General features: G+C 41.5%; 18 protein-coding genes. 4 read left to right on the forward strand and 14 right to left on the reverse strand.

The annotated features are described in order from the left end of the window. Window positions 1–868 precede the first annotated feature (868 nt). The 5 genes from LEP1GSC185_RS15950 to LEP1GSC185_RS15970 form a co-directional block, all read right to left on the reverse strand. Entirely contained in the window at window positions 869–3,814 is a 2,946-nt protein-coding gene (locus LEP1GSC185_RS15950; protein WP_008592591.1) for a TonB-dependent receptor domain-containing protein, read from the reverse strand. Window positions 3,815–3,844: 30 nt separating this feature from the next. After that, window positions 3,845–4,432 carry a hypothetical protein gene (locus tag LEP1GSC185_RS15955; protein ID WP_008592872.1) on the reverse strand — a complete coding sequence of 196 codons (588 nt, stop codon included), beginning with the start codon at window positions 4,430–4,432 and terminating at the stop codon, window positions 3,845–3,847. A gap of 87 nt (window positions 4,433–4,519) precedes the next feature. Beyond that, complete coding sequence (locus LEP1GSC185_RS15960; protein WP_008592376.1) at window positions 4,520–6,520, reverse strand: hypothetical protein; 2,001 nt, start codon at window positions 6,518–6,520, stop codon at window positions 4,520–4,522. Between the two features lie 113 nt (window positions 6,521–6,633). Further along, complete coding sequence (locus LEP1GSC185_RS15965) at window positions 6,634–6,942, reverse strand: LIMLP_04285 family protein (protein ID WP_008592910.1); 309 nt, start codon at window positions 6,940–6,942, stop codon at window positions 6,634–6,636. Between the two features lie 167 nt (window positions 6,943–7,109). Continuing rightward, complete coding sequence (locus LEP1GSC185_RS15970; RefSeq protein ID WP_008592223.1) at window positions 7,110–8,798, reverse strand: putative bifunctional diguanylate cyclase/phosphodiesterase; 1,689 nt, start codon at window positions 8,796–8,798, stop codon at window positions 7,110–7,112. A gap of 498 nt (window positions 8,799–9,296) precedes the next feature. Here LEP1GSC185_RS15970 and LEP1GSC185_RS15975 point away from each other — a divergent pair, with 498 nt between their 5' ends. After that, window positions 9,297–10,418, forward strand: a complete 1,122-nt coding sequence (locus LEP1GSC185_RS15975; RefSeq protein ID WP_008592144.1) for an alkane 1-monooxygenase — start codon at window positions 9,297–9,299, stop codon at window positions 10,416–10,418. A gap of 86 nt (window positions 10,419–10,504) precedes the next feature. Here the strand turns inward: LEP1GSC185_RS15975 and pepN are convergent, their stop codons facing one another. The 3 genes from pepN to LEP1GSC185_RS15990 are packed head-to-tail and all read right to left on the reverse strand — an operon-like array spanning window position 10,505 to window position 14,882. Continuing rightward, window positions 10,505–13,027: an aminopeptidase N gene (pepN, locus tag LEP1GSC185_RS15980; protein ID WP_008592593.1), complete on the reverse strand. Its 2,523-nt coding sequence runs from the start codon at window positions 13,025–13,027 to the stop codon at window positions 10,505–10,507. Window position 13,028: 1 nt separating this feature from the next. Next, window positions 13,029–14,288, reverse strand: coding sequence for an MFS transporter (locus LEP1GSC185_RS15985; RefSeq protein WP_008592920.1), 1,260 nt, complete (start codon window positions 14,286–14,288; stop codon window positions 13,029–13,031). Window positions 14,289–14,297: 9 nt separating this feature from the next. Further along, on the reverse strand, window positions 14,298–14,882 hold the full coding sequence (locus LEP1GSC185_RS15990) for an NUDIX hydrolase (protein WP_008592519.1): 585 nt from the start codon (window positions 14,880–14,882) through the stop codon (window positions 14,298–14,300). Between the two features lie 669 nt (window positions 14,883–15,551). Here LEP1GSC185_RS15990 and LEP1GSC185_RS15995 point away from each other — a divergent pair. From LEP1GSC185_RS15995 to LEP1GSC185_RS16005, 3 genes are read left to right on the forward strand one after another with little or no spacing between them, the layout of a single operon-like run. Beyond that, window positions 15,552–17,573 carry an ATP-dependent helicase gene (locus LEP1GSC185_RS15995; RefSeq protein ID WP_029607942.1) on the forward strand — a complete coding sequence of 674 codons (2,022 nt, stop codon included), beginning with the start codon at window positions 15,552–15,554 and terminating at the stop codon, window positions 17,571–17,573. Window positions 17,574–17,577: 4 nt separating this feature from the next. Next, window positions 17,578–18,222 carry a tetratricopeptide repeat protein gene (locus LEP1GSC185_RS16000; RefSeq protein ID WP_008592060.1) on the forward strand — a complete coding sequence of 215 codons (645 nt, stop codon included), beginning with the start codon at window positions 17,578–17,580 and terminating at the stop codon, window positions 18,220–18,222. Further along, window positions 18,126–20,486 (forward strand): LIC_12586 family protein, encoded by a 2,361-nt coding sequence (locus LEP1GSC185_RS16005; protein ID WP_010515286.1) that lies wholly within the window; start codon window positions 18,126–18,128, stop codon window positions 20,484–20,486. The genes LEP1GSC185_RS16000 and LEP1GSC185_RS16005 overlap by 97 nt, the downstream gene beginning before the upstream one ends. Window positions 20,487–20,492: 6 nt before the next feature. Here LEP1GSC185_RS16005 and lpxB read toward each other — a convergent pair whose 3' ends face one another. From lpxB to sucD, 6 genes are read right to left on the reverse strand one after another with little or no spacing between them, the layout of a single operon-like run. Then, a complete protein-coding gene (gene lpxB / locus LEP1GSC185_RS16010; RefSeq protein WP_010515288.1) occupies window positions 20,493–21,770 on the reverse strand; it encodes a lipid-A-disaccharide synthase in 1,278 nt (425 codons plus the stop codon). Continuing rightward, window positions 21,718–22,572 (reverse strand): LpxI family protein, encoded by an 855-nt coding sequence (locus LEP1GSC185_RS16015; RefSeq protein ID WP_008592828.1) that lies wholly within the window; start codon window positions 22,570–22,572, stop codon window positions 21,718–21,720. Before LEP1GSC185_RS16015 ends, lpxB begins: the two co-directional genes overlap by 53 nt. 2 nt (window positions 22,573–22,574) lie before the next feature. Continuing rightward, the gene (locus tag LEP1GSC185_RS16020) at window positions 22,575–22,811 is read right to left on the reverse strand and encodes an FmdB family zinc ribbon protein (protein WP_008592700.1); all 237 of its coding nucleotides are present in this window, start codon (window positions 22,809–22,811) and stop codon (window positions 22,575–22,577) included. A 25-nt stretch (window positions 22,812–22,836) separates the two neighbouring features. Next, complete coding sequence (locus LEP1GSC185_RS16025) at window positions 22,837–24,267, reverse strand: SH3 domain-containing protein (RefSeq protein ID WP_008592652.1); 1,431 nt, start codon at window positions 24,265–24,267, stop codon at window positions 22,837–22,839. Between the two features lie 18 nt (window positions 24,268–24,285). After that, on the reverse strand, window positions 24,286–25,884 hold the full coding sequence (locus LEP1GSC185_RS16030; RefSeq protein ID WP_008592504.1) for a TolC family protein: 1,599 nt from the start codon (window positions 25,882–25,884) through the stop codon (window positions 24,286–24,288). A 29-nt stretch (window positions 25,885–25,913) separates the two neighbouring features. After that, a complete protein-coding gene (gene sucD, locus LEP1GSC185_RS16035) occupies window positions 25,914–26,798 on the reverse strand; it encodes a succinate--CoA ligase subunit alpha (protein WP_008592343.1) in 885 nt (294 codons plus the stop codon). Window positions 26,799–26,811 lie beyond the last annotated feature (13 nt).

Consider the following 26,811-nt stretch of genomic DNA (forward strand, 5'->3'; position numbering starts at 1 on the left):
TTCAAAATTTTACTCACAGTTTTGCCTGATTCATCTTTGAATCGAAACACAACTTGGGCGTTTGAATGGACGTTTCGAAAAAGTTCCCATTTTTGTCTAATTTTTTGCATCAACTTAAAAAAATTCGGAAAACGTTTAGAAAACAGGCAAGTATCAGGACAAAATGAAGCTAACAGGAAAATTTTGGGGAACTTTATCTCTCAGATGGGATAACTCAATCCAACTAACATATATCCCATAACGGATAGTTTACATTATCCTAATATGGGATATGAATATGCAAATTTCATAAAATATTGACTTCTTTTGTTAAGGTTTTCTTTGAAGAAGAGTTCTAACTTTAAAAAATGCGACCAAAATGCTGGTCGCTCAACTTATTAAGCTACTTTCGTCCAGATTGTGAAATATCCTTCGATCAAAGGAGCGATGAAGAAGTTATTCAATCCGTATTAGTAATTGTTTCGTCCGTGCTTAAAATTCCTAATTTCCAAAACTGATTATCATAAATCGGATAAGTAGATAAGCTGTTGGAGCGTTAATTTTGATTCACAGGCCCATATATGAAATTTAGAATCAGGTAATTGCTGAGATGGTATAGTTTATCCTATCTTAATGTGATTCAGTTAGATTAAATTTCACATAACGTCGATGGCTCTATGATATTCGGCTATCATGAGTTTTTCGAGTATTGATTAACTGAAATTTTATTATAAGGGTATATCAAAATTAAGATAGTCCGCAGATTCGATTTTTGTTGCAGTTTTGAAGTGCTTGGGTGTGGCTCGACATAAATTCAAAAATAAAAATGCCCCCGGTCCTTTTTAGGAAAAGGGGCGCTGTATATAGGTTTTAAGCTTTGAGAACCGAATTACAGTTTATAAGTAGCCTGGAAAGCGTAGCTTACCCCAGTTCTATAAGAAAGGAATAGATCCTTCTCTCCGGTTAGTTCGTTTTTCTGATAGACTCGATATCTTGTATCGAAAATATTCTGAGCAGACACCTTGAACTCAAGATGGTCTCCTCTTTTGGCTGTGTAAACAACATCTGTCAAACCAACCGCTCTTTCATAAGCGTCCGGCAAATAGTTCGCACCCACGGCATAGAGCCTGTCTGCAAAGTAGTTATAATATACACCAATTGCCTGAGTCTTTTTCTCGTTTAAGAAAAAGTCAAATTTCAGGTTGAATACAAATGGAGACTGGCCCTGTAGAGGTCTTGAGAGATTCGTAGGGTTGTACGAAGCAACTCTGGAGAAGGTGTCGACTAAGCCAGATTGGACAGCGATATATTGTTCCCAAGAAAGAACGTCAACTCTGGATTTAATGAAGAACATGTTCGTTTCGAAACGAAGCCAGCTCGTTAATTCTTTTCTAAAATCGAATTCCACTCCTCGGATCGTAGCCTGTTGTGCATTCGCAAAAGTAAACTTCTGGCTAATTCCACCTGCAACCGGCTGACCGATCATTTCTATCGGATCGGAAATTTGTTTAAAGAATGCGCCCACACCTACGTAGTCTGTCGGATTTAGATAATACTCGTAACGTAGATCGTAGTTGTGGATATAAGATCTCTGTAATGCAGAGTTACCAAACACGGTGTTTGCTCCATAATAGGGCGTGAATCCGAAAGGAGATAATTCTCTTAAGTCAGGTCTTGTCAGTGTCTGTGTAACTGCTGCTCTAATGATCTGGTCTTTTGCAACTTCCCAGTTCAAATTAAAGGAAGGAAGACGGTCCTTAGTTCTAAGTTCTCCCACTCCATTATTGAACTGATCACAAATATTGTTCCTGATTAATGCAACTCGAACGTTGTCATCGCTTACACCGCATCCATAATCTAAATTTAGGGAGCTCGCCGAGTTTCCAGTATAGTAAGTTTTTACTTTTTGGTAGCTATCCTCGTAACGCATACCGAATAAAACTTTCAATTTCGGTAGGATTGGTAAATCTACTTGGCTATAATATGCCTGTAGTTTTTGAGAAGCGGCATATGCGTTAGACTGACCCGGTAACTGTTGTGAAAACTGGTTCGTATTGTCTAAGAATGTTATAGGATTTGAATATACTTCCCCAGGAAGAGGATAACGTTCTAAACCTGTGGCAGTATTGGGCTTTTGACCATACCAGAAAAACGTAAAGTCTTTCTCTCTTGCCATTGAATAAGTTCCTAATTTGAGTAAAGCTTTTAATCCTGACCACTGATCAAAAGGAATCTCATAATTTAGCTTTAAGGTCCTAGAGATATCTCGAGTGTTTGAGAAGAATCTGGACCCGTCGTTAGAGTCACCCAATCTGGTTAGATCATAAGGGTTCGGGTTCCCTATCCCTTGTCTCCAAACCTGTTGTTGTAAATCAGGCTGGTCTCTATCTGCTTGAGCGTAATTCGCTCTCCAGTCGAACTTATGAGCACGGTCACCGAACCAATTTAAAGCATGATCTCCCCCTAAGGTATGGTGTTGGATCAAACTGCTCGTATATTGGGTTGTTAGAGCCTTGAAGTGAGCCAAGTTAATATAGTCATTACCTTGAGAATCACGAACCACTCCTTCACCTTGTTGGGTATAAAGAGATTTTATAAAGACCTGTTGCCCTTTAGTGATCTCATACGCGAGGTTCATGTTATTTCCCCAGTTTCTTTCCTCAGTATAGAGGTCGGCTTTTTGGTCTTGGAGTTTATTTAGAGTAGAACCTGCAGTTGTATTAGGGAATGCGGCTACTCCTAAATAACGATTTGATTCTTCTTGTCTGAATCTGTAGTTACGGTTATAAGTTGAGCCTACTAAAATACCGATTCGAGAAGTGGCTCCTATCTTAAACGTATCTCCATAATTGATGGAAAAGTTTCTATCGAAGGGAGCCGGCCCCTTATCCGGAGTCCATTTTTGATTGAATTCCGCAGTACTTGCTTGGACTACAGCCGGATCATATCCACCAAAAATAGATCCTGGGACTACAGGAGTCACATTTGGAACATTTGCAAGAGGGTTCTTTTGGTTATCATTTACCCCGCCTAACATATTTCCTTGGTTCATGTTTAGGAATTTATGACCGGTAGTGTTATAGTTTCCGCCAGCGCCAACTGAAACACTGAATAATTTCTCTTCTGGATATTCCTGAGTCTCGATCTTTACAAGACCTCCGGAGAATTCTGCTGGTAGTTCCGGGATGAATGTTTTAATGATCCGAACGTTCTTTAAAACTCCGGAAGGAAAAATATCTAACGCAACGACCCGTTTGTCTGGTTCTGTAGATGGAACTAAGGTGTCATTTAATTCGGTGTTTGAATAACGTTCTCCCAAACCGCGAACGAATACGAATTTACCGCCAACGAGTGTGATACCCGTAACTCTTCGGACCACTTCCCCTGCAGAGGAGTCTGGGCTTTTCTTGATCGCTTCCTTAGAAATACCGTCGGAAACGGAAGAAGATTTCTTTTGTAATGCGAGAAGTGCAGCTTCCGCATCATTCAAGGCTCTACCTTTAACATCTACGGTTTCCAAAGTTTGGAGACCGAAGGTGATATTGACTACTTGTGGTTTTCCTGGAGTGACCGTAACCGTTCTCTTTTGAGCAGAGAATCCGATCATCTGGAACTCTATTTCATGAGTTCCAAGCGGAAGTTCCAGATCATACGCGCCGTCAAAATCGGTTTTAGCGAATTTTTTGACAGCTCGAACTACAATGGTAGCACCGAAAACCGGCTCTCCATTGTCTCCATCTACGATTTTTCCCCTGACTTTTCCTGCCGCCTGTGCGAAAGCATTCTCCGAAAAAGTGAAGACCAGTAAAGCGATTGCAAAAAGTTTTATTTTCATTGTTGTATTCGTTTTTATTATTTTTAAGAATTAAGTTCCAATAACGCAGACTTTAAATTTTCCTCGGTGTTCCACGACTAAGCGCACTTCTTCCAGTGTCGCTTTTTCATTTCCGAAGCTAATGGTTAAATTGCCGACCCTATGTCCTTTTAAAGCTTTAAGCTGACGGACATCTTCTCTCCAAGTTAAGGTCTCTATTTTGAATTTTTGATTTTTATGTTTTTTGAATAAGTTCTGAAGACTTTCCAAGGCTATATATCTGCGCATGTCTGTGAACTTCCATGCTTGTTCTAACGGCATGGTATTGGATAAAGTGTTTTCATCCAGTGTGTTAGGAAGAAAGATATTGATATATTCTTCCTTGGTAAAGATATAACGATCTGTTTGTCCATTCTGGACTGCTTCTAAAAATCTATAGATCGCTTCTTCTTTTGTATTACTAAGGTCGGAGATTTCGTATTGGTCTTTTATGCGGGCTTTTAGATAAGCCTGAGACTCTTCGATCTTCTTAAAATACTCTGGATCGTCACCTTTATATTCTTTTTTGCAATCTGTGACGAAGTTTATAGTTAATATTGCAAAGATGATTTGCGTTATTGCAATCAATCTGGCATTCATGTTTGGTTCCCGGAACTTTATATTTTTATGTAATTATAAAAAAGCCTCCTCGGTAAAGAGGAGGCTTTCTGTAGTTTTTAAATTCGATTAACGAGCTCTCCAAACGGCCCAGCCGGAATACCAGCTGTTTCCACCAGTAGGTGTTACTACTGTAGTTCCGTCGAAGTCGTATAGAGTGGTTCCAGTGTCCGGAGCTCCACCCCAAGTAGTTTTACCCGATACGTTCGTTTTCAAGTCCGGCTTGAATCCCAAGAACCCACAGTTGCTTTGTGTAGTTGAGATAGACGCAACCGGAGCGCTTGTTAAAGAAGTATCGCGAGTTCCTGTAGAAGTAGTCAACGTACAGGTTTGGACTTGATCAGGATTGGAATCACTTACTAGTCCATCAATGATGGAGGTAGAATCACCATATCCGGTTCCACTTGTTGCAGCGCTTTCGCATTTAATGATTTGTTTGAATGCGTAAGCGACGCCATGAAGGAATAATCCTTTCATACCTTCTCTATGACGTTCTGCGTAACTTGCAGTTTCGTTCACTCCGAGAAGAGTGTATTGGTCTACGAACGGATTGGAAGGTTCATCTCCCGCAGTTGCGCTAGGAGTTTTAGTGGTTCCATCCACTCCGTCCATTTCCATACCACCCGGGTCTGTAGAAGGAGTTCCACCGCAGGTCTTAGGGTATTTAACTGCGATAATGTATTTCAGGGCTCCGGAGAATCCTTCATCCATATCGAAGTCATCATCCATACCGCCGGTTCCTAACATGAACTTTCCTTTGAAAGTACGCTCAGTTGCTCCACCGGTTCCGGTTAGGTTAGGGGAAGCTGCAGTTCCTACATCAGGAACATTCGCACCTCTTCCGCCACCCCACCACTCGAAAGAATCATCCAATCCTCTGTGAGATTGAACGAAGTTGAAGTTTCCGCTATTGAGTGCATACATAGAGTAAGAGTTTAACTCGTCTCCAGGTGCAACCTCAGTCCCTGCGAACTCTACGATTGTGTAATTCAAAGTAACGCTGGAAGAGCCGGAGGAAAGCGGATAGGATAAAGGATTCGTTCCTTCGGTTAAAGCAGCTGCAGTTCTTGTGTTATTACCGCTTCCGATAAAAATCAAACCACCCCAGTCGCCAGGGAATCTGGATCCTCTTGCTTGCGCAGAAGTGAAACATACAGGGTTAGCTGCTGTTCCATTAGTTACGAGGTTACCGCCATTGAAGAACAGGGCAGAACCTCTCTCACCGTAAATCACCGCTCCAGCAGGAACTGTCATTGTAGCTCCATTAGAAACAGTTACGGTTCCTCTCAACAGAGTGTAAGCTCCCAAAGTTTTGTTGGAAGTGATGTTTCCGGAAACGATTTCAGGATTTCCGATGGAATCACATTTGTTCTCTCCAACTGTAGCGTTCGGGTTGCTGTAGACTCCTTTTACGGAAGTGATTACAGAAACATCGGATGCCAGAGTGGATCCGTCAAAAGTTCCGGTAATTACCAAACCTGCGCTGGAAGCTGCAACATTCGGATCAACTACGCCTGTTTCGTTTGAAAAAGTAATTTGGCTTACGCTAGTAGGATCAGCAGTGTCAACATTTACCGCTAGGTCAAAAGTTCCTACCAATTCAGTATAATTGGATGCACTATCGCAAGGGTTCGGGTTTCCAGTGCATGCGGTAGTATCTGGAACAGAAAAAACTTCTCCTTTGATAGTTGCACTGGAGTCGCTGATTCTTGTTGTGATGTTAAAATCGGCTGCGTCGTTGTTTCCGCTCGCGTTAGCACATGCAACAGTGAAGTCAGTTCCTCCCGATACAATTTTAGAAGAAGTGAGTTTCACATATAAAGGTTTTGCAAAAGAAGGAGAACTGTTAAAGTTTGCAGGAAATTGTCCTACGCAGTTCGCTTTTGCAAAAGTTCCAGATTGGGTTAACTTCCCATTGATGATGACGGTGGCTTCGTAACCAGCTCCGCCTAAAGCGGCTAAAGCTAGGCCTGCGCCGTTACTCCCCCCGCCGGAATCACAGCCTACAAGAGCAATAGCAACTGCAAGAGCGCTTACTGCTTTCGAGACTTTTTTATTTAACGATTTCATGGATCGAATCTCCTATTCATTCTGAAAAGAGGCCGAAATCCGATCGACCTCGAGGATTATGTTAGATAAATTACTTTACGACTTGATTACGTACCTGTTAAGGTTTTGGTTCTTTAGGGTAAAAGTAGTATTACCAAGAAGATCCCACCGAAGATTGCATAGTCAGTGTATCTTTCTTTATCAGGATAGTTTTCCTGTTCCTTCTGTTTCCACTCTACCGGTTTGGCTTCTACAGTAACGGACGTTCTGTCAAAACCTCTACGGGAGCCGTCTTCGAACTCAACGATTACACCCTGTTCTGTCTGAGTGGTTTTTACGTTCTCGATCACTTCTTTAGTTTTGGTATTGGTCACTGTGTCCGCAGATAGGACCCCAAAGCATATTAGAAAAATTGAAATTGTAATAATAGTTCTCGTAATCATAATGTAATACTTCCGATTCGCTGTATCCTCCTTATGGAAAGTATGGATACTCGCGCAATTCGATTAAGCGGAGAACTGTTACAAACAGATTAAATGTAATAAAGTATAAGGTTGGAAAGTGATGGGACTAATCTGAGTAGTCGCGATGTTTGTGAAAAAATTTTGTATTAGGTCTGAACGAATCTCTCTAATTCTTCTAAATGGATCGGCTTACTTAAGAAAAATCCCTGTGCTTCATCGCAGCCTAAATCTTTTATCTTTCTCATTTGTAATTCGGTTTCTACACCTTCTGCAGTGATCCGTAGACCTAAACTTTTCCCTAATGCGACGATTGTTTTGGAGATCGCCAATGAATTCGGATCTGTTAGTATTTTGCGCACAAAGGATTGGTCCACTTTTAATGTTTTGAGCGGAATTTTGCTTAAATAAGAAAGGCTGGAATATCCTGTTCCGAAATCGTCCAGAGCCAAGGAAATTCCCCAAGAATGAAGCTCTGCCAGAATTTCCAGAGCCGATTGGGTATTCGTAATCAAACTGGATTCAGTAATCTCTAATTCCAGATCTTCTACGTTTAACTCATTCTTCTCTAAGATATTTAAGACCTTTTTAGTGATATTCTTATCTTCTAATTGTTTTACGGATAAGTTTACGGAGATACGTATCGGAGGAAGTCCTCTCTTCTTCCAATTTCCCAAGTCTTCCATTGATTTGGATAATACCCATTCTCCCATTTCTCCAATAATCCCGCTTTCTTCTGCGATCGGTATGAAAATGGTAGGAGAGATTACGCCGTATTCAGGATGTTTCCATCTGAGTAGTGCTTCTGCGGAGATCTTTTTACCGGTTTGGACTTCTATCCTAGGCTGGTATTGGAGAAAAAGTTGGTTTTTAGAGATCGCTACTCTAAGATCTTTTTCGAGAAGGTATTTCTCCTTCATTCTTTCCTTCCATTCGGAGGAATAGGTTTGGATCTTAGAAGTCCCAGAAAGTTTTGCCTGATTTAACGCAGTCTCGGATTTCCATAAAAGTTGATCGGATGATTTTCCATCATAAGGAAAAACTGATATTCCGATATGGATCTCGGAAGAGATTAGTTGGTCCGCAACGGTCAAAGGAGAAGATACGCTATTTTGGATCTTTCCCGCCCAGATCTCGGAATCAGTTTCTAAAATTTGAGAAGAAGAAGGTAGAGGGAAGAAGGAAAATTCACCGTCTCCGGTCCGAGCAAGAACCGTTTCGGGTCCAAGAATAGTCTCTAATTTTTGGACCAGTGATCTCAAATACAGATCTCCCACATGCGCTCCTAAATTAGATCGGATCTGCTTTAAGTGGGCCGCTTCCAAAGAAAGAACAGGAAAACTTAATATTTCTTCTCTCATAGAAAGTTCATGGAGAGAATTGCCCAGTCTTTCTAAAAAGAGATCTCTGTTCGGTAGTCCGGACAATCCATCGTAATTCGCCATATAATGGATAAGTTCATCTAACTTGCGTACTGTAGTAACTGTATCCGCCATTAATGAACCTGCTTCGTCTTGGAATATGGTGGGCAGGTTGGGGATCTCTCTTTCGTTCAAATATCTGTTTAGGGATTTGGAAGTAAGTACAACCGGAGTTAGCAGTTTATGTAGGGCAAAAAGTGTAGCGGCGGTTCCTAAGAGAGTTGCTACGAGAGCTACGCTTAAAATTTTTAAAGCAGTCTGCATATCCTGAACAGTTGATATCACGAAAAATAATAAAAGTGTGATCAACGGAACATGGGTCCCAAGAAACGCTACCAGCATTATTTTACTGGAATAGGTTTTAAGAATTCGGATCTTGCTAAGGTGGGAATAGAAATTTAATCCGTTAAGACTCATCAAAGTTTCCTTTTGATTGGAACGTTATACGTTTTCGTGTGGATGTTGTAATTTTCGTCTTGGGAGGGAATGATGTTTCTACTTACAAACCATGCTTTTAAAGGGACCTTGCTAAACAAGGACAAAAATTCGAAGGCCTAGATCGAAGTATTTAGTTGATAATTTATTTTGTAAATGTTGGAGTTCCAACGTTGTAGCTAAGAAAGATAGGGGCAGCCCCTCGCTTTGTTTGGACCGAGCTAGTATGTGCTTCGTGTTATCTCTACGAAACTTGTTTTTCATTTGATTCGCACAAAGAGCGCAGAGTTCACGGAAGGGTGATTGCTTACATCCTTCCCTGAATTGCCAATTCAATGCATTTTAAAACAATTGTTATAAAAAATGCCCTTTCTAAGATTTTTTTTCTTGATCCAAAGCCAGCCTATGTTATAATACCAAACGTTCGAAATAAATTAAATCGATTGATTTTCCCGAGGAAATGAGGGATAGGAGAGAGAGATGAGTGTAGGGAAAAGATTATCCTTTTTAATAGCGTACTTAATCCCGGTTTTGGCTGTGGTGGGTTACTATTTGGGGGGAAGTTATAATTTTTTAACTTTGGCAGTGGTGTTTGGAATTCTTCCGATTATGGACCTTTGGATCGGTCCGGACGCGAGTAATCCTAAGGAAGAGGATGTGCCTGAATTGCAAAAGGAATTTTATTTTAGATTCCTAACCTATGCCTGGGCTTGGATCCAATTTGTATTAGTGATTTGGGCTTTGTGGGAGATTCAAACTCATACTCTTTCCACGCTGGAATGGGGAGCGTTTGTTTTAGCAATCGGTGTGAACACCGGCGGTATCGGGATCACAGTTGCGCATGAGCTTGGACATAAGAATACTAAGATTGAGCAATGGTATTCCAAGTTTATTCTTATGACCGTATGTTATATGCACTTTTTTATTGAGCATAACCGCGGTCATCATGTGAATGTTTCCACTCATGAGGATCCCGCATCTAGTAGAAAGGGAGAGTCGTTCTTTGCTTTTTATCCAAGGACCGTTTTCGGAAGTTTGACAAGCGCTTGGAATTTAGAGAAGAAAAGATTGGGCAAACTCGGTAAGTCTGCTTGGACCTTGGACAATGAGATGATCACTTCCATGATCATTCCTGTTTTGTTTATCTCCGCGGTGACTGGGATTTTTTACGCGATCACTGGAAATTTGAATTGGCAGGTGCCGGCATTTTTCTTCGTGCAGAGTTGGATTGCATTCTCTCTCTTGGAGCTCGTGAATTATATAGAACATTATGGTCTAGCTCGCAAGGAATTGTCTCCGGGAAAATTCGAGAAAGTCCTTCCGATCCATTCATGGAACCAAAACTTCAGCCTGTCTAACGCGTTCTTGTTCCAATTGCAAAGACATTCCGATCATCATGCGAACGCAGGAAGAAGATACCAATCCTTGAGACATTTCGAAGAAAGTCCTCAACTTCCTTACGGATATGAATTAATGATACTTTTGGCGTTATTTCCTCCGCTTTGGTTTAAGGTGATGGATAAAAAATTGGAAGAATGGAAGAACCAACACGGAGGATCCTCTGCAAGCGCTTCAGGAAAAAGGGAACCTGCTACTGCATAATCCTGTCTAAAAAATAGATCTTTTTGGTAATGAGTTAGAGGCTGCCCTCTAACTCATTTTTTTTCGGGGAGCGAAAGAGTTCCCTTTTAGTTTTTGTATTTTTCTAGGACCTTAAGTGTTCTCTGGATATCGTCTCTCTGCTGTTGGAGGTCCTTCTTCAATAGTTCCGGAAGTTTTTTGTTTTGGTCTAAAAACTCTTGGGTCCTTTTTAACAAATTCGCATCAGGTTCGAAAGAAGGGAACATCATATGACCGAATGCGGAAGCGAAATGAGGATCTCTTGTTTCATACACTGAGATCACTGAACTAAAATAAGAATCCGTATAGGAAACTAACAGCTGCTTTTGATGATTCCATTGGAATCCTCTCATCCCGTATCTTAAGAAGTCTGTGGAATCTCCTTCTTTAGGTTTCAGGAATCTTTCCCAGGATTCTTTTTTGGTTTTAGGATCAGGGAAGGATACTTTGGCTAAGAACGCTTTTTTGGCTCCTAGATCCGTATTGTCTTTAGCGATCTCTTCTTCGATCCTTTTAGAAGATTCCGTATCTCCATAGGCGCTAAGTCTGGAAAGAATGACCCAACGTCTCTCTTGGTCCATTGCGATCCCTGGAATACTTTTTTTCTGATCCAGTAATTCCTTTAAATAAGAAAGTTGTTCCGGGGATTTAGAAGTATTTTCTAATATTCTAAACCATAGGATCTGTTCTTGTTCGGAGTTTTGCGCTAATAAGGATTTTTCCTTAGCGATACTGTTTAGTTTATCGGACCAGGTTCTTTTTTCCGCTTCCGGAATATAATTGTCAATTACGGTGAGAGCTTTTGTGAGTATATGGCTGTTCCTGACGGAAAGATCGGGCTCTTTTAGCCCTTGATCCAATGCAAGTTCCAGGAAATCTTTGGGAGAAAGTTCCGCATCTCTTACCATCTGCCATAAACTTCCCCAGACAACTCTTCTGGAGAAACGATCCTTTAGGGTGTGCAGACTTCTTTTTAAGATAGGAAGCGAATCCTTGCTTAGGTAAGTTTTAGCATAAGCGAAGTCTTCCGTATTTAAAAGTAGAAGATCGGATTCTCCAGTATAATTTTCCTCTAATAGGGTTTCTTTACCTTTTACGAGTACTCTTTTTTTCCAAACTTCTTCCAGTAATCCGTTCTTTTCTCGGAATAATGATGCTTGTAGGGCATGTGTGCGCAGAAGTTCGTTAGTCGCAGAAGGTCCTTGCTGTAAAAATAATCTACCGTTTTGTCGAACTGGGCTGAGAGTGTTGACTCCGGTTGTTTCTAACCATTCTTTGCTCCAGCCTCTTATATCTATACCGCTGGTTTCAGACATACAGGAAAGAAAATCGTTTAATACTGTGTTCTTCTCCGCGTGTCTTTTGAAATAAAGCCTCATCGCATCCCGGAACTTTTCTTCTCCCACGTAATACATCAATTGGCGTAGGACGGAAGCACCTTTAGAATAAGAGATCCCGTCGAAATTGCTGATCGCTTCCAGAGTATTTTCCGCTTTTCCTGCGATAGGGTGGGTGGTGGAAAGTTGGTCTTCTCTGTAGGCCCATTCTTCTCTTACATAAAAATGTTCCAGCGCATCCGGGAAAATTTTTCCTTTGGACATGGAATAATAAGAAAGATAATCCGCAAAACTTTCGTTCAGCCAGAGATCGTTCCACCATTTCATTGTGACCAGGTTCCCGAACCACATGTGGACCATTTCATGATATACTGTGTTAGCTCTGTTTAGGTATTCAGAATAGATCCTAGGTCCTCTGAAAATATAACTTTCGGAGAATGTGACTGCTCCCACATTCTCCATCGCTCCCATATTGAATTCGGGTACGAATATCTGGTCGTATTTTCCATACGGATAGGGAACTCCGAAATATTCCTGCAAGAAGCCGAATGCTTCCTTTGTGATCGCAAATAAATTTTCCGCATCCATATACTTGGAGAGAGATTTTCTACAGAATATTCTAAGAGGGATCTCTCCGGCTTTATCTTCCCAAACCGCATAAGGTCCTACGATCAGGGAGAATAGGTACGTGGAAAATTTTTTGGTCTTATGGAACTTTATGTTTTTATAATTTCCTTGGGTTTCTTCCGATTTTGGGACAGTGTTATGGATATAAGTCCATTCGGAAGGGCCGGTGATCTCCAACTCGTAAGTGGCTTTTAGATCCGGTTGATCGAAAGAAGGGAATAATCTATGAGCTTCGAACGGCTCGAAGTCCGTATGCATGTATTCAGCTTTGTCGGAAGGGTCCGTAAATTTGTGAAAACCCGAGCCGCTATGATCGAATACATTTTTGTATTTTACTTTGAGTTCGTTTTTACCTTCCGATAATAATTCTCCAGGCAGGAAGAGTGCGGATTCTTTCTTTTCGTAATTTGTTTCTTCTTTGCCGTTTAGCCAAAGGATCTCGATCTTTTTAGAAACGAAATCTACTTTCAGTTTTCCTTTTTTGCCGCCGTTGTATACGAATCGGACCGTTGTTTCTCCCTCGTATTCTTGGGATCCTTTTTCCAGTTTTAATTTTAAGGTGTAGTCCACTTCGGAGATCTGTCCGGAGCGGAGCATTGCCTCTTGTTGGGTGAGAATATTGTCCATATTAAACCGTTATATCCTTTAGATCCATTTTTCGAAGCCGAGGTGCGATCGCGGTAACGATCCCTACGGTTAGTAGAGTGAGTGTTCCACCTATTACCACGGAAGGAACCAGACCGAACGCTTTTGCGGTCGCTCCCGATTCGAACGCCCCTAATTCATTGGAGGAACCTATGAATATATTATTCACTGCGGAGACCCTTCCTCTCATATGTTCAGGAGTATACATTTGAACGATCGTATGACGGATCACAACGCTTACCATATCGAAAGAACCGCTTACGATCAAGGCCGCACAAGAAAGGTAGAAGTTTTTTGAAAGTGCGAATACGATCATACAGACCCCGAAACCGAATACACTGCTTAATAAGATGATCCCTGAATTCGTTTTAGGAGGTTTGACTGCGATGAACAACGCGCAAAGTACTGCGCCGATCGCTGGAGCGGATCTTAAAATTCCGTAATATTCGGGACCCATACCTAAAACTTCTCTGGAGAATGTAGGAATAAGAGCTACCGCTCCTCCGAATAATACCGCAAATAGATCCAAGCTAATGGCACCTAAGATCAATTGGTGACCGAATACGAACTTCCAACCGGTTCCCAAACTTTTCCAGATGGATTCCTTTTCTCCCTGCTTTTCCGGAACGGGCTTGGAAGGAACAAGTAGCAATAAAAATAAAGAGAATATCATAATGCAGAAGTCAGCGAGATAAGCGGTCTGTACTCCGTTAAATCCGGTGAGAAGTCCTCCAAGCATAGGACCTAAAACCGCTGAACCTTGCCAAGCGACACCACTCCAAGTAGCCGCGTTAGGGAAAATTTCTTTGGAAACCAGCTGGGTTTGGAATGCAGCAATGCTAGGAGATAAAAATCCTCTGCAAATTCCGGAGAAGAATATCACCGAATAGATCGGATAGACCCAATATTTTTCGATTACCCATTCGAAACCGGGAAGAGTGAATAATAAAAGTAGAAAAGAGCTGAAAGTCAGGCCGCTTAAGGAAAGGAAGATGATCTTCTTTCTTGGGAAACTATCCACAACCAATCCGGAAAAAAGAGAAACTGCAACGTTAGGCACGAGCTCTGCGAATCCGATCAATCCCACGAAAAATGCATCGTGCGTGATATGGTCTATCTGCCAGAAAACCACAGTGGATTGCATAACGAATGAAAGTGTGACCAGGAATTTTCCGGCCAAAAAGTTCCTGAATTCAGGGACCTGTAAAGAGACGAATGGGCTCGTGCTTGCAGTTTTTGTCATGAGATAGTTCTACTTCTTCTTTTCTCCGTATTTTAAAAAGAATAATCCGAACGCTGCCACGACCATACCGTGGTGTAGGATGTTCTTTTCTAAAATTTCGGGAATTTTATTTAGAGGATATTGATACACTTCTATTTGTTCGCTTTCATCCAGATCTTGTCCTCCCGGATGAGGAGTTACATTTCTGGCGATATAGGTATGACACCAATTGTTCATGAAGGAAGGATTTGCGGAGACCTTTCCAAGATATTCCCAATCATCGGAAACAAAACCGGTCTCTTCTCTTAGTTCTGCCTGTGCGGATTCTAAAATTGAATTTTTTTCTGCGATACCGCCAGGGATTTCCAAACAATAAGAATGTAGGCCATGTCTGTACTGATCGATCAATATCACATTTTCATCGGAGGTGAGTGCAATGATATTCACCCAATCCTTGGATTCAATTTTGTAAAAATTTCCTGAGATCGTTTTATCCGGAGAAACTTTCGGAATGGAAACTAACTCAAAAATGGGAGTTTTGAATTCGGAAGTTCTTTTTCCTTCTTCCCAGAGATTGGAATTAGGTAGGTAATTTTCTGGGCGGAATTCTTGCATATCTGCGGTTTCTTCCAGTTTTTTGAAATCCTTTCAGATTCGCAAACCTTTGCCTGTACGCGGTTGACAAGAAGAGAAAAATCAGGATTATGTCGCTTATAGATGGGGTTCGAAAAACGGGATTTTTCGGATCCTGAGATTATTTTGCCCTCATAAAATCTGATGAAAGAAGATACAAATCAAAGTCTGGATCTGTTTTCCTATCTGGAAATTTCAGAACAAAAACCAGAGGAAACTGCGCCACAGGATCTACCATTGCTTAGCTTTGCAGAAGGTCCGCTGGTGGCAGGAACTCCCGCTTCTTCCACTCAGGAAGAAGTACAAGAGGAATCCTATGGCTCTTCTTTTTATGAAGAAGACGATATTTCGGAAGTTGAAACGGCGGAATTCGTTTCGACTCCAATGGAATCATCCACCGAAATCACAGACATTCCCGACCAAGCGACAATGGTAGGAACTCCAGATCAGTCTGAACTTTCTGAAAATCCGGTCTCGATCGATATTCAATCTGAGATCACTGAGGTATCGGACGAGATTTCGGAAGAAACTGTAGAAGTCTCCGAGACTACTGAAACTTCCCCCGAAACCGAATCTTCTTCCGAAGAAAAATCTTCCGCCCCGAAAAGAAAAAGAGAAGAAAGGCCAAAGGAGCCTCGGGACTCTGCTGCTATTTTTCAAAGTCTTTCTCCGGAACAAGCTCGCGCAGTCCAAACAGTTCATGGACCAATTTTGATTTTTGCAGGTGCAGGTTCCGGAAAAACAAGAGTGATCTCGAACCGTATCGCTCATATGATCCAGGACCATCATATTCCTGCGGGAAAGATTGTTGCATTGTCCTTCACAAACAAAAGTGCAAAAGAAATGGGAGAGAGGGTTCGTAAACTTATCCCTAGGAATTTATTAAAAGGGATTACTCTTTCCACGTTCCATTCTCTTGGGCTTGGAATTTTAAAAAAACATATCGAGAAGTTGGATTATAAACAACCTTTCCTACTTCTGAACCAAGCTGACCAGGAAGGTCTTGTAACTGGAATGCTTGTGGCCCAAAAGTTGGAGCCTAAACGACCTCAGATCATGGAAGTTCTTTCTAAAATTTCCAGGATTAAAAACTCAGGGCCGGATTATTTGGCGGATATGAGAACCTCAATGAATGAGGGAGATCTTTTGGCCGCTTCTCTTTTCCAACAATACCAGGACACTTTAAAGGAACAGAACTCGATCGACTTCGATGATCTTATCCTTCTACCTTCTAAACTTTTAAGACAGTTCGAAGAAGTGAGAGAGGAATACCATAAAAAGTTCCAATACTTTATGGTGGATGAGTTTCAGGACACGAACCCGATCCAATATGAATTCTTAAGAGCGCTTATGGGAGAATCGGACAATCTATGCGTGGTTGGTGACGACGATCAGTCCATCTACGCATTCAGAGGTTCAGATGTAAGTTTGATCTTAGGATTTGAAAACGATTTCAAAGGTGCAAGTGTGATCCGTCTCTTAGAGAATTATAGATCCACAGACATCATAGTCTCTGCGGCAAATTCTCTCATCCGTCACAATCTATCCAGAAGATCCAAGGAACTTTTTTCTAAGGTGCCTGGTGCCCTCAAAGTAAAGTATGTGGAAAGGGCCGACGAAAAAGACGAAGCGGAATGGGTGGCGGAAAGTATCCGAGAAGAGATCATCAAACAAGCTAGAAAAGGAAGCCAGATCGCTATCCTTTTCCGCACCAACTTTCAATCCAGACCATTTGAAGAAGCGTTCCGAGCCAGGGAGATGCCTTATAAAGTAGTGGGCGGTTATAACTTTTTCGATCGGAAAGAAGTCCGGGATCTGATCTCCTACATCCGTCTAATCGCGAACCAAAAGGACGACGCATCTTTATTAAGAATTATTAATTATCCGAAACGTGGGATCGGCTCCGGTTCCATTTCTCTTGTGCATGAAAAAGCGGCTCAAAACAAGGAATCCCTTTATGAGACATTATTCAGGGTATGCGAGTCCCCTGATTTTATTCCTGACTTGAACCGTAAAATTTCTTCAGAGATCTATAATTTCGTAAATCTGATCGAAAAGGCAAAGAAAAAGTTCTCTTCTTCTCCAAGGCTATTCTTCGCCTTACGAGAGTTAATCGCAGATTTGGGTCTGGAAAAAGAGATCGTGCTGGAAGAGAAAGAGGAGAAGGTCGCAAAGGCACGGATCTACAATATGTCCGAGCTTGTGAACATGTTGGCATTTTTCGAAGAGAATAATGACTCAGGAGAAAAACCCACTCTATTCGACTTTATCAACCGTTTGGCGATGCTAATGGAAGACGAACCGTCCGACGAGAAAGAAGACAATCGAGTACAGTTACTCACCATTCACCAATCCAAAGGATTGGAATTCGAGTCTGTTTATGTCGTGGGACTGGAAGAGGGGATCTTGCCTTCCGGAAGGGCCACTGTAGAAGACCAATCTGTGGACGAAGAGCGCCGTTTGATGTATGTAGCGATGACTCGGGCGAAGAGGCATTTATGCTTGACAGGTGCCGCTAATCGCCGCAAATTTGGGGAGCAATTGGCCTCCGAGCCCTCTCGCTTCCTTAAGGAGATAGATCCGGAGACTTTGGACTGGCTTTCCAATGAGGAAACCAGGCAACAGGAGACTAGTGATTTCCTGCAAGAACTTGAAAAATTGAAAATCGGATGAGAAAATGAGTAAATATCTGACAATACTGTTTATCGGAGCTCAATTCCTCCTCTACTGTGCAAGTACACAAAAAGAAGGGGCGGTTTCCGCCAATTTAGAGACCCAGGTCCGAGCGGAAATCAAGGGAATAGACCAGCAATTAAGCGATCTGCACCCTGAAGACAAAAGACGTTCCGAGCTACTCCTCCAAAAATCCAAACTTTTACTAAAAATCGAATCCTTCAAAGAAGCCTCTCTCGTTTTGAGAGAAGTGCAAAATTCCAAAGAAGGTCGCAATCTACAACATTTGGACCATTATTTAGGTTCTGCTTACCTTGGGATCAACGACTATGATAATGCTATCGTTCATTTCCGTAAGTCGGACAATGTGGATCGCGATTTTGAGTCTGTTACCCGCAAAAAAATGTGGGCAAAAGCCTATTTCGAAGATGAGAAATACGGCCAGGCTCTTGGGATTTTAGGCAGAGCTTCCAGAGAGAAAAACTTCGAAAAAGATCTATTCTACTATGAGACTGTAGTAGTCAGCTTTTACAGAATTAAGGAATACAAAAGATGTCAGTTGGTTCTGGAAGAGGGATTACAGAAATTTCCGGAAAGCCTAGTACTGAAGGAAACCTCGGAGAAAATCAGCCAGGTTCTCCAACGGTAATTCACCTCAAAATTTTAGTCCCGAAAAATCCATTATTTAAAAAGGACAGCGTTACGTTTCAGATCGCTGTCCCTCCTAAACTGTATAGATTCGTATCTTCTTCTTTTGAAAAGATACAGACTATTACTGAAAAACCTTCCTTTAGAAAGATCTCCATTATTATGGTTGTGATCTTCCTACTTTTAGCCGCGGCGAAAGAAACTGCAGAATGGTACTTTGTAAGAAGAGTTTTAGATCTTAGAGGGGTGAAGGAACTCACACGTGGATTTATCAACGAAGAATTAGACAGGGCAGTTACTCTAGGAGTAGTTGAATACGAATTCCCGAATCATGTATTTATAGAAGATCTAAAAATTTCCAGCGACGAGGACTTTGCTTCTCAGCGAATGATCTTCAAAGCGAACAAAATCGAATTATTATTAAGAGGTCTTTGGAAGGGACAACCTTCCGTGAAAGCGATCCGAGTGCGTAATGCACAATTGAGTATCGATTTGGAAGATAGGATCTCTGGCGAAATTTTGTCCTATATCCATAAGATCAATATTCCTGAGATCAGATTAGAAGATACAACAGTCACCGTATATAAAGGTGGCAAAGTCCTTCTGGAGAACGTGAAGGGGATCGATTTTAATATTCGAAAAGAGGACACTAAGATCAATGTTCAAATTTCGGATTCTTTATTTCCAATTCCAGGCTTTAGATACGTAAGCGGAAAATTCAGCACTGATATTGGAAGCAAGAATATGAATCTGGAAATTCTGTTTAAGAATGCAAAGGCAGAATCTTCCGGCGGTTTGTATTCCGAATTCTCCCAATTCTATCCTAAAACAGGAAAGATTTCCGGCCATGCAGTTTTAGAATCGGACGGAACTAATCTGAACGTCCAGGGTAAAACAGAATTTTCTAATGTAAAAGGTATCGTTTTACAGGAACTTCCTTTACAAAGCGAAGTTTGGGAATGGAAAGATATTGATCTGGAACATGAATGGACCCGCACTCAAAACGGAAATGTTTTCATGGAAGAGCATAAGGTATTCTCCGGAGAAGACAAACTCACTCTTATTAAATCTAAAAATGAAAAAGGACTTAAATCTTGGGATTTGAGTCTTACCGTCGAAGACTTGGATGATATCCGTAATTTTCTGCCTGTTTCTTCCGATTTGGAAACTCTCGGGGGAAGCCTGGATCTTCATTGGAAGGGCACCGAGACGGGAAGTTACGGGGACTGGATGAAGTCAGAGGCGAAATTCTCTCTCCAAAATTTTAGATGGAAGGATCCTTATTTGGATCTAGAGATCAAAGACGGAGAGCTTGGATGGAGCTTAGCTGGAATTTTAGAAGCAAAGTTAAAAGGAAAACAATTCGGTCTTCCTTGGTCTGCAAGTCTTAAGGGCAAAACAGGCTACAAAAAGGGAGTCAAGGGGGATGGGAGTTCCTACTTTCCTTTACAAGGAGAATATAATCTAGAGTTAGAGACTGATTCCATTGTTCTTTCTAACTTTTTTCCATTGTACGGATCGATTCGTCAATGGATTCGGGAAGATATCCATACTAGAATGGAAAAACTCATCCCTGAAATTAATTTCACAAGAACCCCTATCTATAAATACTTTCTAGAAAATCCTACAGGCAGTCTTAAACTTACTTCCAAGGAAGTAAAATGGGATCTTGGACTTCCGAGTATGGGTAAGCTGGATGCAAGTTTGAAATTTGCACCTTCCCAATCTAGGTTAGATGCAAGTATCACCGGCTCAGGGACCGCTAAATTGAATTCTTATTTTACTTATGGTACTGATAATCCTTATTTCGGAATAGATTTCGAGACGATCAATTTACCCTGGGGAGTTCCAAGCTTTTCTTTCTGCGGGGGAGATTTGGTCCCGGAAACTTTGGATTCCGACGGGAATATACGATTTAACGGAAATAATTTCTTAGACATTCACGATAGGATGTACATCACCATAGACAAGGTGAAACTTTCTAATACGATTTGGAAAGGTAAGGGAGAATTTCCTGTGCCTGTTCCTCCTAAGTTCGAGATGGGATTTGATTATTGGAATCCGGGAAGTCCGCCTAAAAGAAACGTTTATTGGAAAGGTGGTAATGTAAACGCAACTGCGAACTCTTATATTGATTCGGATTCCGTGAAATATTTTGTGACCGGAAATACTTATTCACTTTCCAGTGAATCCAATTCTGCGGTTCCGATCTCTGCGTTTGCATTTAAGATCAAGGAAAATAGTGCCGGTTGTGTGAAGGAGTAAGAGTTCCTACACGTTAGCAGGTTTTTCTCTTAGGAACTGTAAAATCGCTCGGCTTGCATTCTTAGAACTATGCTCTTCGCCTAAAGATTCTTTTACGGAACGGATCTCTTCTATCATCTGGTTTCTGTACTTTTTATTTTTTAGAATGGCCATAGTTTCTCTCACGGTTTCTTCCGGAGTACATTCCGCCTGTATGAGTTCCTTCACGGTTTCTTTTCCGCTGAGTATGTTAACTAACCCGATAAAAGGTGTGCGGATCAGAAGTGCAGAGATAAAATAACTGAGTAAACTGACCTTGTAAAGGATCACCATCGGTTTTTCGAAATATACGACTTCTAATGTCGCCGTTCCGGAAGTAACCAATACAATATCCGAAGCTTCAATAGATCTCAGAGATCGATCGAATAAGTATTCGATCTTGATGCCGGGGTGAGATTCTTCTGTTTCCTTGATTTTAGTTTGGATGAACTCTTCTTCTTTTACGTTGATGTTCGGGATCAGGAATCTAACATGTTTTTTTTCCGCTTCGGCTTCTTGGTGAATGAGTGCCGCGGATTGGAGTAATGTATCCAACATTCTGTGGATCTCTCCGGAACGTGAGCCTGGCATAAGTGTAATCGTTTGAAGATGAGTCGATTGCTTTTCGTCTACCGGGATGAGAGCTTCCTTTCGGATCTTCTCTTTAATCCTTTGAGCGATCGGATGTCCTACAAATACGGAACGAACTCCGTAATCATCGTATATCTTCTTTTCGAAAGGAAATAATACCAACATCAGATCTACTGATTCTTTGATCTTATAGATACGTCCGAAATTCCAGGCCCAGAGTTGTGGAGAAACATAAAATATCACTTTGATCCCTAACTCTTTAAGCCTTTCCGCTAATCTCAGATTGAAACCGGGATAATCGATTAAGATTGCGTGTGTGCAAGAGCGGGCCACTGCCTCATTTACCAATCGGTCCATAAGCGCTTTTAAGAATTTATATTTGAATAAGACTGCTGTGAAACCGATTACTGAAAGTTCTTCCATGTTTTCTATGGAATCGAAACCTTCTTCCAGCATTCTGGGGCCGCCTATTCCGAAAAAAGTGAGATCCGGATCGTGTTTTTTAAGTTCTTTTAATACTTCTGCGCCTAATAGATCGCCGGAATGTTCTCCAGCTAACATCATAAATACAGGAGAAGCGGGGGCGGAAATATTTTCCGTCCTGATTTTGTCTCCGGCCTTCTTAGGCTTTAGGGAGCTTTTTTTGGGTAGAGTTAATTTTCGAGACGTTGCCACGGCCGATGCTCAAGATATGAATTTTCAATTTTTCTGCAAGGTTAATAAATTCGGAAGGATTTACAATTATGGTCTCTCCTTCACGAACTGCGAGTGTATCGCAGTTGTTCTCGCTCATTACTTTTAAGGTCTCTACTCCTACTGTGGGAAGATCGAATCTGGGATCCTGGCTGGGTTTGGAACTCTTACACACTACTGCCTTTCTTTTTTTCGCGAAACTTCCGCCTCTTTTAATGGCTTGGTCCGTTCCTTCCACAGCTTCTACCGCTAATACGGATTTATCTACGACCACTACCGCTTGGCCTATATCCAGATGAGCGATCTTCTCCGCGTATTCCATTCCAAAGATCACATCTTCTACTTGTTTTTTGTCCAAGGCCCTTTTAGTATAACGTCCTTCAGGAAGTAGAAGGGATTTCAAATAAGTCTTTTGGGAAATGATATGGATGCCTTGTTTTTCAAAATCTTCCGCTACAGTTTTGAATATCGAATAGTCGTGACGGTTGACCATTCTTGCGAGTAGGGCGAGCGCCTTTAAGTCGAAGTTCAAACTTTTAAAGATGATCTCTTTTTTAACTTTTCCTAATAGAAGAAGTCTATCTATCTGATTTGTTTTGCACGCTTTTAACAGTCCGCCAATCTTTACGATCCTGATTGGTATCACTCTGTCCGGATAATTTCCAGGAGTGAAATCGGACTCCGCTATCGAAAGAAAAAAAGGATCTTCCCCGGCGGCCAGGGCTTCTTTCATGCCTATCTGAGGAAGATTTCCCCCTCCGGCTAGTATTCCTAAACGTCCCAAACTTAGTTGGAAGAAGAACCGGAGGAACCGGTGGATTCGGAACTTTTGGAAGAGGATTTATTATCTGTTACGTAGAATCCGGATCCTTTAAAGATGATCCCTCCTACATTGGAGATCAATCTATCTACTTCTCCAGTTTTACCGCATAGAAGACAGGTAGTTAAGGGATCGTCCTTCATGGATTGAAAATGTTCAAAAGTTTGTCCGCAAGCCTTGCATCTATAATCGTAAGTAGGCACTGATTTTCCTCGCTCGATCCTAGGATCAAAATAAAAACTTAAAACTAAACGCTGCCGCATTCGAATCGGATTTTTTATCCGCTTGTAGCAGACAGAGTTTGAATAAAACTCCCTCGGTAGAGGTAAGTTCTTCTTCAGGAGAGACTCCTTGTAATACGGCTTTTTCTCCTACTAATAGAGACGCCGATATCGTCTCATTTGTAGAAAAAATTCCGAGTTGGAAACGTTTCTTCCCGCCTGAGCCGAGTATATATTTGTTCCTATTGATGGAAATACTCTCTCTGTCAAGGTCGATTTGGTAAGCGGATTTCCACTCACCCGGTCTTCCGGAATATAGTTTAAAAATCGGAACAGGTTCCTCTCCGCTTAAACTTGCAGTTAAAAATTCCAAGGATCTAAAAGGTTCTTCCACAATTCTACAGATCTCTTTGTATTTTCCGGTTTTAGATCTATATAATACGATTCCGTAATCGCCATCCAACGCTAACTTTTCGGTAGGGATATATTCTCCATGAAATCCCGGAGGGATCTTATCTTCCGTCCAGAATGCAAAGTCCCAAGCTTGGCTTTTTTCGGATTGGGAGAATTCAGCAAATATTTCTTCAGCCTTTGCTACTGGATAAGGATCTTCTTCCAAAAAGTGGGAGAAGATCCAGCCGGAGATTTGTAACTCGGGAATATATACTTGGACCCAGTTCCCCTTTCTTCCTTGGACTGTTTCGGAACGAGGGTCTTTATCTAATGCGTAAAGTAAGAGTCCTTTTTTTAAACGTGCCTTACCGGGGTTTTCGGTCCCAGGCCCGCTCCTTAGATTTGTATTTTCTCCGGTGTTCTTAAATCTGGAACCGAGCAATGTAGAATCTTCTCTTACTGAAAGAAAACCTAATAACTCGGAAAGTTTGTTTTGATCTCCGTCTGAAAGTTTAGTCTCTCTTCTTAGGATTTTTTTCAGGACGGAGGAATAGGAGGAAATTCCAAGCGTAACCGGATTACTTCGGATGAGTTCTTTTAAATCACGCAAGAATAGAATATCGTCTTCCCATTCTCCTGCTATCTCTATTCTGGATAAGATCGCTTTTTGTCTCCAGTATCCACCCGGTCTGAGTTGTAGAATGAACGGATCTTCGAATACTGGGAATTCTCCTTTGGATTCGAGAGATTTGCCGGAGCCGATGCCGTTCTCTTTTTGGAGTCTTGCGGAAATTTTAGCCCTATCTTCTTCGTCTTGAGTAATCAGCTCCGCATTCAATCTAAGAATGGATTGTGAACCGTAAAAAAGATCTTCTGGAGTAGGGGAGGCGGACTTTTTTACAAGGGATATTACCTTCTCCCATTTTTCTTTTTTATAATATTCGTAAATAGTGTCAGAAGGTTTGGGCCAAAAGCGAACGGTGAGCCAAACGATTAGCCCGAATAATAAGATCCCGAATATAGAAAGGAAAAATCCGCGTTTCAATGAGAACTACGAAACCTATTAATCCAAGTGCGGAATAAGTTTTTCAGCATCCAGATCGAATCTTTCCAAAAGCATGTTCTTAGCGATATAGTATCTCATTAGATCTATATTAAAATTCACTTTTGCTTGAGTAAGGCTGAGCTGATCTCTTACCAAAGTATCCAAAGCGTTTTTAACGGCGACAGCATCCGCTCTTCCTTGTTGGAAGCTTCGGACTACTCCGTTATAATAGTTTTGGGTCTCTTTTTCGGTGACTATGGAGTTTTTATAAATTTTATAACTAGCTTCTAAGGAATCGATCCTTCCTCTTAGATCGTCTCTTACTTCATTCTTAACTTCGGTCTCTTTTAAAGTAGCCTGACGAACTCCGATCTCGGAGTCTCTTCTTCCTGCCGCAACTCCTTTGTCGAATAACGGATAAGAGAAACTTACTTTTCCGTTGAAGTCTTTATAACGTGCAGATTGAACTCCGTCAGTTGCGTCGGTATAATTTTTATCAGGACTTGTGATTGTTTGTGCCTGAGAAGAAGCGGACCCGGAAAGAGTTAGTGAAGGCAACTGATCACTTTTTGCGTTCTTTAGCAAAAGTTCCGCGATCTCTTTTTCTCTGACAGCGTTTAGATAATCCGCTCTCTTTTTGTAAGCGATTTCCAGATCCTTATTGTAATCAGGTTTTTCCGGAATTTCTTCCATTAAGTCCGTTTCTTCGGAAAGATCGGAGTCGCTTTCTAATTTTAAAGTACGGGCTAATTTTCTTTTTGCTTCGTCTTTTTGAACGACTGCAGTCTCTAGTTGGCTATCCGCTTGTGCGAGTAGAGCGTTCCATTGATTGACTTCGAAGCCTTCCGAAAGTCCTAAACCTTGTTTACGCACCGTAAGATTTCTAATATTACTTACGTTCTCTTTCAATCTGCGGAATGTTTTTAAGGACTGTAATTTAACCGAGTAGTCCCAGAAATCCACAAGAGATCCAACGATTGCTTCCGAGATCTGTAAAGAAACTTGGCTTTTCGCCATTTCTTTTTGGTTATCCAGGATCTTCTCTTGGTTTCTTCCTTTGTAACCGAAAGAGTTCTTTAATAAGTCTTGGGAAACTGTAGCAGTGATAAATCCGGTATAAAGAGGAGGAAGTGCGAGTCCCGCGAAACTTGCAGTAAGAGGATTACTTTTATCCTCGAAAGCGTTTGAGTCGAATCGTCTGTTTCCTGCCTCTAACTTGAAGTAGGTTCCGGTAGCGCGGATCGTTTTTTCAATCCCCCCTTTGATCGTATCATCGGAAGTTTTTGTTCCGGTAAAGACGTTGTTCTGGTTCAAAGGTAGAACTGTTTGTCTGAAACTTCCGTCTGCTACTAATCTCCAGGAATATTGTGATTCCGCTTTTAAATAGCTCGAATCGGTTTTTGCCAATTCGTATCTCAAGTTTTGCAGTTTGAAGTTACTATCTAGAGCTCGTTTGACTGTCTCTTCTGTAGTTAATTTCAAAACTTTTCCGGATTTATTCTCTTGAGAGAATACTCCGGAAAAACCTGAAAGAAGGATAAGGCTCGAAACCAAAAAGACGGAGATCGTCTTGCCGCTCAATGTATTGGTCCAAAAATTCCCGTTTTCTAATTTCATAACCTTTCCTCTCGATCTAAAGTATTAGATTAACCTAATGCTTTTTTCATTTTTTCGCCGACTTCGGCGATAGATTGGCAAACTGAAATGCCTGCATCCTGCATAGCTTTCATCTTGGAAGAGGCTGTTCCCATTCCCCCGCTGATGATCGCACCTGCATGCCCCATCCTTTTTCCAGGAGGTGCAGTTTGGCCCGCGATAAATCCTACCACAGGTTTTTTGACATTCGCTTTGATATAAGCGGCAGCTTCCTCTTCGGAAGTTCCCCCGATCTCTCCGATCATTACGATCCCTTTAGTTTCAGGATCCTCATTCAGAAGTTTGACAGCTTCTGTGTGATTCATTCCTGGAACAGGGTCACCGCCGATACCGATCACGGTAGATTGTCCTAAACCGTGTTGGCTAAGTTGAGCGACCGATTCGTAAGTTAAGGTCCCGGAACGGGAAACGATACCGATACTTCCTGCTTGGTGAATGAAACCTGGCATGATCCCCATTTTTACGTTGTACTTTGGAGAAATGATCCCTGGGCAATTCGGTCCGATCAATCTAGTCTTGGAATTTCTTAAAGCGCTATAGACCTTCAACATATCGTGTGTTGGAATTCCTTCGGTAATACAAACAACTAAAGGGATCTCATTAAAGATACCCTCTAAGATAGCGTCTGCTGCAAATGGAGGCGGAACGAAAATGATAGATGCGTTCGCACCTTCTTTTTCCATCGCGTCTTTTAGACTATTGAATACAGGAACTGCCTTACCTACTAAATCGGCCTTTTGACCTCCTTTTCCTGGAGTGACACCGCCGACCACATTGGTCCCATATTCGATCATCTGCTGTGCATGGAAAGAACCTTCTTTTCCGGTAATACCCTGTACTACGACTCTCGTATTGTTATCTACTAATACTGCCATGTTATATTAAGTT

Source organism: Leptospira licerasiae serovar Varillal str. VAR 010 (genome assembly GCF_000244755.1).
Lineage (GTDB): Bacteria > Spirochaetota > Leptospiria > Leptospirales > Leptospiraceae > Leptospira_B > Leptospira_B licerasiae.